Genomic DNA, 13362 nt, shown 5'->3' on the forward strand with positions numbered 1-13362 from the left:
TTCTTATCATATAGGTTATCCCTATATGTTCGACTCCTTAGAAAGGAGGTGATCCAGCCGCAGGTTCTCCTACGGCTACCTTGTTACGACTTCACCCCAATCGCTGACCCTACCTTAGGCCGCTGCCTCCTTACGGTTAGCTCACGGACTTTGGGTATTGCCAACTCTCATGGTGTGACGGGCGGTGTGTACAAGGCCCGGGAACGTATTCACCGCGACATGCTGATTCGCGATTACTAGCAACTCCGGCTTCATGTAGGCGAGTTTCAGCCTACAATCCGAACTGGGACCAGTTTTTGAGTTTTGCTCCACCTTGCGGTCTCGCTTCTCTCTGTACTGGCCATTGTAGCACGTGTGTAGCCCTAGACATAAGGGGCATGATGATTTGACGTCATCCCCACCTTCCTCCCGGTTAACCCGGGCAGTCTCGCTAGAGTGCTCAACTTAATGGTAGCAACTAACAATAAGGGTTGCGCTCGTTGCGGGACTTAACCCAACATCTCACGACACGAGCTGACGACAACCATGCACCACCTGTCTTCCTGTCCCGAAGGACTTCCCCCATTACGGGTAATTCAGGAGATGTCAAGTCTAGGTAAGGTTCTTCGCGTTGCTTCGAATTAAACCACATGCTCCGCTGCTTGTGCGGGCCCCCGTCAATTCCTTTGAGTTTTAATCTTGCGACCGTACTCCCCAGGCGGGGTACTTATTGTGTTAACGGCGGCACGGAAGGGGTCGATACCTCCCACACCTAGTACCCATCGTTTACGGCGTGGACTACCAGGGTATCTAATCCTGTTTGCTCCCCACGCTTTCATGCCTCAGCGTCAGTTACGGTCCAGAGAGTCGCCTTCGCCACTGGTGTTCTTCCTAATCTCTACGCATTTCACCGCTACACTAGGAATTCCACTCTCCTCTCCCGCACTCTAGACTTCCAGTTTGGAATGCAGCACCCAAGTTGAGCCCGGGTATTTCACATCCCACTTAAAAATCCGCCTACGCATCCTTTACGCCCAGTAAATCCGGACAACGCTTGCCACCTACGTATTACCGCGGCTGCTGGCACGTAGTTAGCCGTGGCTTCCTCCTCAGGTACCGTCATTATCGTCCCTGAAGACAGAGCTTTACAACCCGAAGGCCTTCATCACTCACGCGGCGTTGCTGCATCAGGCTTTCGCCCATTGTGCAATATTCCCCACTGCTGCCTCCCGTAGGAGTCTGGACCGTGTCTCAGTTCCAATGTGGCCGATCACCCTCTCAGGTCGGCTACGCATCGTCGCCTTGGTGAGCCTTTACCTCACCAACTAGCTAATGCGCCGCGGGCCCATCTCATAGCGGATTACTCCTTTGATTGCTCTACCATGCGATAAAGCAATGTTATGCGGTATTAATCCTCCTTTCGGAGGGCTATCCCCCACTATGAGGTAGGTTGCCCACGTGTTACTCACCCGTCCGCCGCTAGAGACCGAAGTCTCTCGCTCGACTTGCATGTGTTAGGCACGCCGCCAGCGTTCGTCCTGAGCCAGGATCAAACTCTCAATTTAAAAATTTAAGTTTGATTGCTCATTCTTACTTTGTCTTATGATTTCTCATAAAGAATTGCTGGTTTCATGTTTATTTTCCTCTGTTTAATTTTCAAAGACCATGCTGTGTTTCAACAGCGTAATTTATTGTATCATTTAAGTTTTCACCTGTCAACAAGTTTTTTAGATTTTTTTAATCTTTGTTAACTTGTTATTTTTTAAGTCTACTTAAATGTTTTGTTTCAGTGTCGCTTGTTTCAGACGACTTTTAAATATTATCACAAAAACATTATCCTTCTCTATTAAAAACATCCAAAAAACGCAAATAACATGCTTAATCCTCTTAATCTCTTTTTCTTTTTAATTATTAATATTATAGATACACCAGGGAAGGTTTTAATTAATTTTAAACATATTCTGCCTTAACAAGTCGAAGTTTATACATATTTCTTTAAATTTCTTCCATATATATGTACAAAAACCTAGTTTTAATATAAAATTTAATTATATAATATAATTTTAAAAGCTTAATACTTTACACTATTAAGTTTTTTAAATCTGGAGGTTTTTATGGCTAATAAGAAATTAAGAATTACTTACTTTATTTTGATAGTACTTTTTATTGTACCTTTATACGGCTGCTCTAATAAAAATACTTCTACTAATAAGGATAGCAATAACTCTTCTGATACCTCATTAAATAATTCCGCTCCAAATAAAAATGCGGAAATTGATGTAGAAAATTTTCCTGTAAATAATGACAGCATAACTATTAGTTCAAGTGTTACAGAAACAAAGGATGAATTAATATTCTCTAACTGGTCAGACAATTGGAAGCTTTATAAGCTATCACTTCAAAATATTAAAGATGGAAAATTAGATCTAACTAAAGCTTCCATATTAACTAATGACTCTTCACATAGCATTGCAGTTAATGAAGAATACATATATTACGCTAACGATTCCGATGGCGGAAGACTTTATAGAATTAAAAATGACGGAAAAGAGAGAGAAAAGCTAACTGAGGATAGTTGCTTATATATATCACTTAGTAAGGATTGGATATATTATATAAACAAATCAGATTATAATAAACTCTATAAGGTTTCTCTAGATGGCAAACAAAAGGAGAAGATAATTGACTTTACTGTGGGTAATTATTCTATAGGTGGTGACTGGATATATTATCAAAATGCTCAAGATAATTGGAAGCTCTACGCAGTTAAAGTCACTGGTAAAAGTAATGTGAAAATACTTGATGATGTACCAAGTTATTTTGGATTATCAAAAGACAGTGTTTATTACATCAATAAAACTGATAATGAAAAGTTGTATAAGTTTTCTCTTAATGAAAAGGAAAAAACTAAACTTATAGAGGACAGAACTGAAAATATCTACATATCCTCGGACTATATTTACTACATGACTAAAACTGATTCTAATAAACTTTATAGAAGTTCTTTAGATTTATCCAATAGCAAAAAACTTTCTGAAGAAACTATAAATCAATATTCTATATCAAATAATATATTATATTATCAAAGCAAACTTGACCCTAAATCTATATTTTCACTAAAATTATAAAAATATAATGCCCTTAAGCTAAGGATTTATTAGTTAGACTTTTTTCCTTACCAAAAGGGCATTTTTTACTTTAGACTATTTACTATTTCCGCAAACCTATTTCCTCTAACTTCGAAATTGGGAAACATATCGAAGCTAGCACAAGCAGGAGACAATACCACGTAATCTCCTTGCTTACCAATATCCTTAGCTTTAATTACTGCTTCCTCTAAGGATTCTGCTATATATACAGGAATATTAATTTTTTCTTCTTTCATGACTTTTTCAAAAACTTCTTTAATCTTACCTCTAGTAGCTCCCAATAAAATTAAAGCTTTAATTTTGTCTATCCCTTCTTCTGCTAAGGGTTCAAAAGGGATATTTTTATCATAGCCTCCAGCTATTAGTATAACAGGCTTATCAAAAACAGATATAGTAGCCAAGGTTCTTGTAGGGCTTGATCCTATGGAATCATTATAATACTTGACACCTCTTAGTTCTCTCACTAGTTCGTTCCTATGAGGCACCCCCTTAAAGCTTTTAATCACCTTAATCATAGTGCTTATCTCTACATCCTTATAAACAGCTAAAAAGGCTGAAAGATAATTCTCTACATTATGAATACCCTTTATTATCATATCTTCTTTAGAACATATTTCAGTACCAAAAACATATAATTTTTCGTCTATATAATAAGCTCCATCATGAAGTATTCTTTTACTACTGAAAAATCTAACCTTTCCCTTAGCCTCTCCAGCAAAAGAATAAGTAATATTGTTTTCCCTATTTAATATTAAAATACCCTCTTCAGACTGATTAATAAATATATTTTTCTTAGCGTCAATATACTCTTGCATATCCTTATGCATATCTAAGTGATTAGGGCTTAGATTTGTTACTACCGCTACCTCTGGCGCAGTATCCATAGTCATAAGTTGAAAGCTAGAAAGCTCTAATACCACCTTATGATCAGGTTTTATTTCTTCAATATTAGAGAAAAGAGGCTTTCCTATGTTGCCACCTACCCAAGTGGTATATCCTTGCTCCTTCAAAAGATTATAGATTATGGATGTGGTAGTAGTTTTACCATCACTGCCTGTAACTCCATATACTTTAGCAGGGCAATACCTCACAAACTCTTCCATCTCAGAGGTTATATAAGCGCCCTCTTCTTTCGCTCTTACTAATGCTTCACTATCTATTCTCATGGAAGGGGTTTTAAAAATTACATCAAAACCTGTCAAGTTTTTTAGATAATTCTCACCTAGACTTAACTTTACATTTTTCCTCTTAAAATCCTCTGCAGTTTCTCCTAATTCTTCTTCGGTTTTTTTATCAAAAGCTGTAACTAGCGCACCTAATTCCAATAAGAAATTAATTAAGGGAATATTGCTTACCCCTATTCCTACTACAGCTACCTCTTTTTCTTTTATAAATTTTTTAAAATCACAAAAGTCCTTTTTCATAAATACCTCCGGATATAATCATTATCCTAATGTAACTATATGCTAGAGAAGCAATTTCTAATCTTATCTTATTCATTTATAAAAAATTAGTTCTCCAATAACAAAATTATTATATCACTAATAATATGCCACTTCAAACTTTAAAATATATTAAAAAAGTTGCCAAGATTCATGGCAACCTCTTTATTTTATTGACAAACCTTTTGTGGATTTAGTATATTTTTAGAATCAAAAGCGCTCTTAATGCCCTTCATCAAATTAATATATTCTTCTCCATATTGTTCAAACATATAATACTTTTTAGCGTATCCTATACCATGCTCTCCAGAAACTAATCCTTGCAACTCTTGAGACTTTTTATACATACATTCAAAAACATCAGCTAATTTCTGTTTCCATTGTTCATCAGATAAATTATCTCTTAGAACATATACATGCAGATTTCCATCACCAGCATGTCCGAAACTTCTTATTCGTACATCGAATTTATCTTGTAGTTCATAAGTATATTTTACAAACTCAGCTACCTTATTTCTTGGAACTACCACGTCACACTCATCCATCTCTGTAGTAGAGGCCTTTACAGCTTCTAAAAAGGCTCCTCTAGCAGACCAAACCGCTTCTTTTCTTTCATCAGTATCTACTATATATACGTCTAATGCGCCAGAATTTAGGCATATATCCGCTACTTTTTCATAATCTTTCTCCACTTGCTCTTTGCTATTACCATCAAAGGTCAGTAATAGGTAAGCATCAGAAGAATTATCCGGGAATTTTTTACCCAAAAACTCTTCTGCAGCTATTATTACTTCTCTTTGCATAAACTCTATAGCCGTTGGAATAGCTTTTGATTTTATTATATCCGGAACTGTATTTATAGCCTTTTCTAAATCTGGAAAGGGCACAAGTAAGCTTATGGATTTCTTTGGCAGAGGAAGCAATTTTAAAATTGCTTTAGTTATAATACCTAATGTTCCCTCAGAACCTATTATCAAGTCTTTTATGCTATAGCCTGAGCTATTTTTTACTACTTTTCCACCTAAGTTTAAAATCTCTCCATTAGGCAATACTACCTCTAAGCCTCTTACGTAATCTCTAGTAACCCCATATTTAACTGCTCTCATGCCACCAGCATTAGTACTTATATTTCCTCCTATAGTGGCTGACTTTTCACCTGGATCCGGTGGATAGAATAAATCATGAGCTTCTACAAATTTACTAATATCCATTAATAGTACTCCAGGTTCTAAGGTAAGAGTTAAGTTTTCTTCATCTAATTCAAGTATCTTGTTCATTGCCGTGAGGCTTATCATTATTCCTCCATTAATAGCCACAGAAGCTCCTACAAGGCCTGTACCTGAGCCTCTTGCTACCACTGAAATGTTATTATCATAAGCATATTTCATTATCTTAGAAACTTCTTCTGTAGAAGAAACACTTACTAAAACCTCAGGTTTGTTGCTTATTCCACCTAGTTCATCATGAGCGTAGTCCTCATTTATATCCTCTCCATAAAATACCCTATCTATATTTACTATGGTTTTTAAATATTCAATATCTTTAAGCTCCACTTTTTTATATTCCATAAGTATACCCTCCTCCTATAAAGCCTTAAACTGTTCAATGTTCTCTAGAAGTTTAGGAACAATTTCATAGATGTCCCCAACTATTCCATAATGGGCTACATTAAATATAGGTGCATTTGCATCTTTATTTATTGCAAATATATGCTCTGCACCACCCATTCCAGCGGTAAACTGTACTGCTCCTGAAACTCCAAGGGTAATTATTAGCTTTGGTTTTACTGTTCTTCCACTTAATCCTATTTGCTTTTTAGCATCCCCTATACCTGCTTCAATTAGAGGTCTAGTAAAGGCAATCTGTGCTCCCAAAGCTTTGGCTAACCTTTCTATAAGTTCCATGTCTTTCTCTGACTTTATAGCTCTTCCAACAACTACTATAGTTTCAGCTTCAGAAATACTTTCTTCCTGCTCTTTTGGTGTTACGGATAAAACTTCAATATTAGATTTTAAAGCCTCTTCTTTTACATTACATTGAACTATTTTCCCTTGAGCTAGGGCCTTCTTTTCTGGTGCATTCATAACTTTATACCTAACCGTTGCTAATTGAGGTCTGTTGTTAGGATTAATTATTTGAGCCATGATATTTCCACCAAAAGCAGGTCTTATTTGTATCAAATCTGTATTTTCTTTTATATCTAATATAGTACAATCTGCGGTTAACCCTGTTCTAAATCTAGCCGCTACTCTTGGAGCTAAGGATCTGCCTATGGTAGTAGCTCCTACTAATAGAGTAGATGGTTTCTTGCTATTTATGAAATCTTCTAAAACTGCAGTATAGGGTTCTATTCTAAAATGCTCTAATTCTTTATGGTTATATTCAAATACTTCATCAACACCATAATATAATAATTCCTCTGCAGCCTTATTAATATCATGTCCTACAAATATGGCGTATACTGGATGATTAACCTTATCCGCTAGCTCCCTTGCCTTTCCAAGAAGCTCTAAGGTAACAGGATGAATATGTCCTTCTTCATGGTCTACATAAACCGCTATCCCCTTCCAAAGGCCTTTATCTATGGACTTAACTTCTTCTTCTACGTACTCCATGACACCTTCCGGTCCCTTTTTCACACAAAGCTTGCACATTTTACAGGCAGCATTTACTTCTACCTTGCCTTCCTTTAAATCTAAAGCTCCAAAAGGACATACTTTAAGCAGTGCTTCTACATTATCCTTATTAAGTTTTTCATTATGAACTACTAATCTTCCCATCTATATTCCTCCTAGTACATCCATTATATAAATTTTAAATCTTTTAATTTCTGTGCAAGCCTTTTGGCTAACTCTTCGGAATCTCCGCTCCAATTTTCATGTTCAGAATTGTGCTCTGGCGGAAAAATCCTCTCTACTTGAGTGGGTGAGCCGTTTAGACCATATTTATTTTCATCTTGATCCTTAAAATCCTTTAAGCCGTAGATTGATATAGTTTTATCTTTAGTTTCTATTTTCTTCTTGTAAGAAGGTAGCCTTGGTTCAAATATTCCCTTTTCTACAGTGATTAAACATGGAAACTTAATTTCTACCTTCTCTATAGCATTAGGCATATCCATCTTTACTATGATAGATTCCTTCTTTATCTCTACAATTTCTAAAACATTAGCCACATGTGGAATATTAAGATATTCTGCCATCTCCGGTCCCACCTGAGCGGTGTCCCCATCTGTAGTTTGCTTTCCACATATTATTAAATCACATTGTCCAACTTTTTTAATGCCTTGAGATAGCGTATAAGCCGTAGCTAGTACATCCGCTCCTGCAAATTTCCTATCCGAAAGCAGTGCGCCCTCGTCAGCACCCATCATATAAGCTTCTCTTATAACTTCTTGAGACTGCGGTGGACCCATAGTTATAACCTTCACTGCTCCACCTTGCTGCTCTTTTATTCTAAGAGCTGTTTCTAAAGCATACAAATCATAGGGATTCATTTTGGAATCTACCCCATCTCTCTTTAGAACTCCAGTTATTGGATCAACTTCTACTTTTGATGTTCCTGGAACTTGTTTTATGCATACTAATATATTCACTTAAACCCCTCCATTAAAAATGTAAGATATACAAAATCAAATGTTAAATTATATACTGTTAATGTTTACACTTTAATTCTACTACTTATACTAAATAATTTAAAATTTATTTTTATGAATATAGGGTGTATTTCGAAAGTTATTTTCATGCATTGTCTAAATCCTTTGATTTTCTAAGGCTTAGAGGTCTGTTTACATTGCTATATAATTAACAAAGTTTATATTAAAAAAGCCTAAATAGACAACTTTCTACTTAGGCTCATAACTTTATTTAGGTTTTAAAAGTTCTTTCTTCATTAATCTTTTCAATCTAATACCACATCCAAGAAATAAAGAAGGTATCATAGTTGTAAAAAATAATATTAACGGTGTAGTAGTTATATCTAAGAAGAGATAACTTATAGTCAATGGACAAAAATATATATTAAATAATATCCAATATTCTCTTTGTTCTTCAGATATGGAACATAAATTACCTCCAGTATATAAAAGAGTATACCCCCACAAAAAAATACCAATTAAAGCTATAACGGTACCACTAATAAAATCATATTTTTTATCTTTTTTAGTACTCAAAAAGCTTCCTAAATAAATATAAATCACTATGAATATTATAATAAAAAATATTCTAAAAATGATATTTGTAGTATATATTCCAAGTGTTGGCCCCGTAGATACAAACCATAATGTAAAAATAAAGGATGTAAAAATACAAATTATGTGAAGTACAAAGGCTAAAATATTATTAATCACCATTATCCCTCCGTATAATATACACTAATGAACTTCTCCCCTTAATAACTTAAATAAGTTATTATTTAAAAATTTATTAACTCTTCAATAATTAGATTTATTTTACCACAAACTTTAAGTTTAAAATACCAATTTTGGTAAATACAAAGTTTTAGGCCTCATCTTAAAGATAGAGGCCATCATCAATATAACTATTATATTTTATAATCCATATTTCCCGCTTGACCCATCCTTAAAGAGAGGGACATATAGTGGATTAAAAGTAAATATTCCAAATACTACTATCAATAATATCATTATGCAAATTGAGACATATATATTTATTCCTTTACTGTATTTATAGATATGAAGTCCTAAGCATTGACCAACTGCAATTCCCAAAAATAAATCAAATATATCAAGAGCTAAGGACTCTATGCCTGTAGCTTGAGTATAAGTATAATAAAAAGCTACTATTATAACCATTGAAGAAATTATAGAAATAACTGTTCCCCAAAACCATCTTTCCTTGTTAATATTATATTTTTTGCCCTTTGAACCATAGTAGGCACCCCACCAAGCAATGATAGGAATTAATACCATCTTCAGATGTTCCCATATGCTTTCATTTATAGGCGAAAATATGCCAATTAGTGCAATTTTCCCTGTTAGATCATATGCAAAATGCATTATAGATCCGATGATAAATAGAGCTGGAATACCTAGCATTATCCATTTTTCAGGTTGCGACAACTGCTTCCTTTTAATAAGAACCACCCCTTTTTATTTAATACATATATTGCTTTAAAGTTCTTGCATCATATCTTTAGAGTAATATATTATAACTTTCGCAATGTATATATATGTAAATTACATTTTAAAAATACTATTTACTATTGTGTATAGAGAAACTAATGCTAATATTTAAACTTGTTTCTCTTAAGAGAGGTGGAGAGGTAGAACCCCTAATTTAGCTTTAAATTTATTTTTAATTTCAATTTTGTATTCATGAATATGTCATTAAATATATTATTTTGTTTTATTAGCCCCTCTTACAATCTTAACAATAAACCAAAGAATTACCCCAAAAATTGTAATTAATTCTAGAGGTAAAAACAGTTTTCCAAGAGCTTTACCTTGTGCAGCGCAAATAGTCATATACGAAAAGGTGCCTACTAGCACTAACTTCAAGTAACAAATCAGACTTCTTGTATTTTGATATACGAAAGAATAATTTTTATCTGTTACTTGTACAGGTGTATTCCATATAGCTGGGAAAAAAGACAATAGAGTAAGTGATGTATATAAAATTATAGAAATAATAGGCGGCATTATTATAGATGTCTTTCTACTCCAAGCATCAGCTATGCCTAATGAGTTATAATGAGATGGAATTTTATCAGGAATCGATGACCAGTTAATGGCTAAGTATGCTATTAAGAATAGAAGCATACCTGCAGTTATAACTTCAATAATTTTTTGTGTAACTGTAAACCTAACTTCTTTTTTCATAATTTCACTCCATAATTTATTATTCTCTAATCATAATAGTCTTTTCATTATCTATAACATGTATTTGTATACGGTCATGAGCTTTAGTCATCCAATTTTCTATCGTTACATAGGCTTTATTATCCTCTCCTATTTTTATTAGCATAACCAGATTATTAGGACTTTGCTTTATAATTTTTTCAAGTTGTACCTCTCCTACTATGCCTAATTTTGAAAACATTCTTAGATTTGTGCTATTTAAAAAATAGATATACTCTCTAACGATGGATTTGGCATAACTATTATATGCTAAGAGCAGAGATGTACTAAGTATTAACATTATTAGTAATACTCTTAATCTTCTTTTCAAAATCATTCATCCCCTCTTAAAATTAGTTTATTATTTCTTAAAAAATATTACTTCAGTAAAAGCAATTCCAAACGCCAATCCAAAAGCAATAGAGAAACTTCTTACTAAATCTATATTAATTGTTCTAAGAATTATCCCTACTTCAGGGCAAACTTTAGTTATCAATTCTAATTCATCTACTGTTTTAAATCCACTCTACATTTTTTAAACACCAACGCTATAGAAATAGCCGTAATTAAATTTATTATACCTATAATAAACATAATAACATTGAAGTCTTTAGGAAGATTTATAGAAAAGGTCATATAAAATAAAGTGATTACAGATATTACAAAATAAAATTTCCAACAATCCTTTATCTTCTCTCTAGACTCCTTTAGCTCTCTTCTTTCATAAAGCTCATATATACCTTTGCTTATTATATACCTTTGCTTATTATATACATTTAATATTTTTAGTTCATAGTATCTTCTATCAGCATTCTGAGAAAATTCAGAACAATATATTTGTTGCTCATCTATTTCTTACTCCATAAATTCTTTACCCGCATTTATAGCTGATTCACTAATAATATAGCAAAGTCTTACTCTTCCAAACCATTCTTCCGCTGCATTTACTTGTCTACTATATCCGTTTATATCTTCTTGATATTCTAAACCTTCCACAGATTTATAAGAAACCTCTAGCTTACCAATCCTTTTTACTATCATGGGCCATTCCGCATCAGTCATTTTATCCTTAGAATAAAGAGATATTAATTCCGTACTTTTTCTTGAAAAGCCACAAGATCCGGCTGTTACGTCCGCCTCTTTCCCTAACTCTAAAGAGAATATTCTGTTTGTAATTTTTTCTGTTTCTATCCACTGAATAGGATGAGTATTAAAGGCTCTCTCTGTTCTGCCAAAAATTAAATAATCATGCTTAGGTATTTCACTAACCATCTTCCTAAGCTCATAAGCATATCTGTTGCTCCAAGTAAGCAATCTGTCAAAATCGCAATAATGAAAATATTGCTCCTTATGTTCTAATCCAAATTTAATCACTTCTCTTCTAGCTTGTGCTGCACCATTTTTGGGAATAACTCTTATATTAAAACTGTTCTCTTCTAATATATTAACTAATTCCTTATTGGTTTCCTCGCTTACTGTTATAAATAATTTGGTGTATATAGTATTTAAGGTGGGAGCAAGTTCTGTTATAAGATTAATATTTTTACCGCTAGGATCATGAGTTGCACAAAGTAATGCTACATTAGTCATTTGTTTTCACCTCTACATAAAATAGCTTAAATTCAATATCCTATATATAAATTATACCATTATTTCTTATATTTACAAAATACACTTATAGCATAAACAATAAAAGGATTATAGTCCAAAACTATAACCCCTTATAATTCAAAAATAAGTTTTAATTACTAATATTCATCTTATCTAAATCAATTACTTGGCTACATCTAAATATTCCAAACTTTTTTCATAGCAATAAACTCTTTATCCTCATTATTTACATGCAGCATAAATTCATCCACTTTCTCAAAACCTAACTTTTCGTATACCCTTATTGCTCTTTCATTAAACTTAGCTACAAGTAATTCTATATTATCAAACTTATATTTTTCCTTTCCAAATTCTAAAATAGCTTTTACTATTTCAGTACCCATACCTTTTCCTGTTAAATCTGGTCTCATTTGAATTCCAAACATATATTGATTATCGTCATAATCAAAACTACAGTTTCCTATTAATTTATTTTCTTCATCATACATAACAAAAGCATATTCTTCTTTATGTATGTTCAGAGCCCATTGCTTTTTAGCTTCTGTTTTATCATTATTATAAAAGGAATATATGCCTTCATATCTCCAAGTAACAATAGACTGTCCATCTTCTTTTGTAGGTTTTCTAAATTCTATTCTCATAATAAACTTTTCCTCCATACCATGTACTTACAAATACATTGTATCATCCTTATTTTCCTATTAAAACCTCATAAATGGTTACTAATAAAACTTGAGCAATGTATGAGATTATACTTTTGTATACCAACATACTACTTTAAATTAAAAATATAAAGATGTTTTATCATCAAAATAATATTTGATAACAAAACATCTTTTTTTAATATGAACGTAGTAACTTTTCTTTACTTATTATTCTTCTTATACTTTTTTCTGAAAGATAATATCTCCTAGTCAATTCAATAATAGTAATTCCATTAGTGTATTGGTCAAAAATTTCGGCATTACGTTTCTTAAGACTACTTCTTGTGCCACTTTTTTCACCCCAAGATTTTTCATTTCCTAGTTTTCTTGGAATATATAAATACTCTCCGTCTACATACTCTTGAATCAACTTTATTATTTCTTCTGGTAACACATTCTGTGCTTTAATATATCCCACTGCTTTGCCCTCCTTATAAAATATAAAGATTAAGCAAAGACTACTAACAATATATAATTGTTTAGCTCAAAACAAAGCATAGCTTATTTCTTTATAGCAGTCTTTGCTATGAGCATACAAATATTTTTATAGTATATTTTTCCATACACCTACCTCCAACTAAATTAATTATGATAAATTCATATTCCTTCCCCATTCTAGCTAG

General features: G+C 33.1%; 12 protein-coding genes and 1 rRNA gene. 1 reads left to right on the plus strand and 12 read right to left on the minus strand.

The window, feature by feature from the left end; translation table 11 throughout:
* Positions 1 to 41: 41 nt before the first annotated feature.
* A 16S ribosomal RNA gene (locus BN2665_RS00710) occupies positions 42 to 1544 on the minus strand.
* Positions 1545 to 2093: 549 nt separating this feature from the next.
* On the opposite strand from BN2665_RS00710, the gene BN2665_RS00715 reads away from it, so the two are divergent.
* Positions 2094 to 3107, plus strand: a complete 1014-nt coding sequence (locus BN2665_RS00715; RefSeq protein WP_055665208.1) for a DUF5050 domain-containing protein — start codon at positions 2094 to 2096, stop codon at positions 3105 to 3107.
* A gap of 65 nt (positions 3108 to 3172) precedes the next feature.
* On the opposite strand, the gene murD is transcribed toward BN2665_RS00715, so the two are convergent.
* The 11 genes from murD to BN2665_RS00770 all read right to left on the minus strand — a co-directional run bounded on the left by murD (position 3173) and on the right by BN2665_RS00770 (position 13157).
* Entirely contained in the window at positions 3173 to 4552 is a 1380-nt protein-coding gene (murD, locus tag BN2665_RS00720) for a UDP-N-acetylmuramoyl-L-alanine--D-glutamate ligase (protein ID WP_055665209.1), read from the minus strand.
* A 188-nt stretch (positions 4553 to 4740) separates the two neighbouring features.
* Positions 4741 to 6138: an FAD-binding oxidoreductase gene (locus BN2665_RS00725; protein ID WP_055665210.1), complete on the minus strand. Its 1398-nt coding sequence runs from the start codon at positions 6136 to 6138 to the stop codon at positions 4741 to 4743.
* Positions 6139 to 6153: 15 nt separating this feature from the next.
* Positions 6154 to 7350: an electron transfer flavoprotein subunit alpha gene (locus tag BN2665_RS00730; RefSeq protein ID WP_055665211.1), complete on the minus strand. Its 1197-nt coding sequence runs from the start codon at positions 7348 to 7350 to the stop codon at positions 6154 to 6156.
* Between the two features lie 23 nt (positions 7351 to 7373).
* Positions 7374 to 8162: an electron transfer flavoprotein subunit beta/FixA family protein gene (locus BN2665_RS00735; protein ID WP_055665212.1), complete on the minus strand. Its 789-nt coding sequence runs from the start codon at positions 8160 to 8162 to the stop codon at positions 7374 to 7376.
* 267 nt (positions 8163 to 8429) lie between these two features.
* Positions 8430 to 8738 carry a hypothetical protein gene (locus tag BN2665_RS26810; protein ID WP_154674831.1) on the minus strand — a complete coding sequence of 103 codons (309 nt, stop codon included), beginning with the start codon at positions 8736 to 8738 and terminating at the stop codon, positions 8430 to 8432.
* Between the two features lie 378 nt (positions 8739 to 9116).
* Positions 9117 to 9647 (minus strand): DUF6512 family protein, encoded by a 531-nt coding sequence (locus BN2665_RS00745; RefSeq protein WP_242865876.1) that lies wholly within the window; start codon positions 9645 to 9647, stop codon positions 9117 to 9119.
* A gap of 276 nt (positions 9648 to 9923) precedes the next feature.
* Positions 9924 to 10406 carry a DUF1648 domain-containing protein gene (locus BN2665_RS00750; protein ID WP_055665214.1) on the minus strand — a complete coding sequence of 161 codons (483 nt, stop codon included), beginning with the start codon at positions 10404 to 10406 and terminating at the stop codon, positions 9924 to 9926.
* A gap of 19 nt (positions 10407 to 10425) precedes the next feature.
* Positions 10426 to 10755: a hypothetical protein gene (locus BN2665_RS00755; protein WP_154674832.1), complete on the minus strand. Its 330-nt coding sequence runs from the start codon at positions 10753 to 10755 to the stop codon at positions 10426 to 10428.
* A gap of 524 nt (positions 10756 to 11279) precedes the next feature.
* Entirely contained in the window at positions 11280 to 12014 is a 735-nt protein-coding gene (locus tag BN2665_RS00760) for a hypothetical protein (RefSeq protein ID WP_055665216.1), read from the minus strand.
* 197 nt (positions 12015 to 12211) lie between these two features.
* On the minus strand, positions 12212 to 12676 hold the full coding sequence (locus tag BN2665_RS00765; protein ID WP_055665217.1) for a GNAT family N-acetyltransferase: 465 nt from the start codon (positions 12674 to 12676) through the stop codon (positions 12212 to 12214).
* A gap of 199 nt (positions 12677 to 12875) precedes the next feature.
* Positions 12876 to 13157, minus strand: a complete 282-nt coding sequence (locus BN2665_RS00770) for a CD3324 family protein (protein WP_055665218.1) — start codon at positions 13155 to 13157, stop codon at positions 12876 to 12878.
* Positions 13158 to 13362: the final 205 nt, after the last annotated feature.

The sequence above is a fragment of the Desnuesiella massiliensis genome (genome assembly GCF_001403615.1).
Taxonomy (GTDB): Bacteria; Bacillota; Clostridia; order Clostridiales; family Clostridiaceae; genus Desnuesiella; species Desnuesiella massiliensis.

Excerpts from the sequence above, each read along its gene's own strand:
- BN2665_RS00715 (WP_055665208.1), top strand. The coding sequence starts at position 2,094 with ATGGCTAATAAGAAATTAAGAATTACTTACTTTATTTTGATAGTACTT.
- murD (WP_055665209.1), bottom strand. The coding sequence starts at position 4,552 with ATGAAAAAGGACTTTTGTGATTTTAAAAAATTTATAAAAGAAAAAGAG.
- BN2665_RS00725 (WP_055665210.1), bottom strand. The coding sequence starts at position 6,138 with ATGGAATATAAAAAAGTGGAGCTTAAAGATATTGAATATTTAAAAACC.
- BN2665_RS00730 (WP_055665211.1), bottom strand. The coding sequence starts at position 7,350 with ATGGGAAGATTAGTAGTTCATAATGAAAAACTTAATAAGGATAATGTA.
- BN2665_RS00750 (WP_055665214.1), bottom strand. The coding sequence starts at position 10,406 with ATGAAAAAAGAAGTTAGGTTTACAGTTACACAAAAAATTATTGAAGTT.
- BN2665_RS00760 (WP_055665216.1), bottom strand. The coding sequence starts at position 12,014 with ATGACTAATGTAGCATTACTTTGTGCAACTCATGATCCTAGCGGTAAA.
- BN2665_RS00765 (WP_055665217.1), bottom strand. The coding sequence starts at position 12,676 with ATGAGAATAGAATTTAGAAAACCTACAAAAGAAGATGGACAGTCTATT.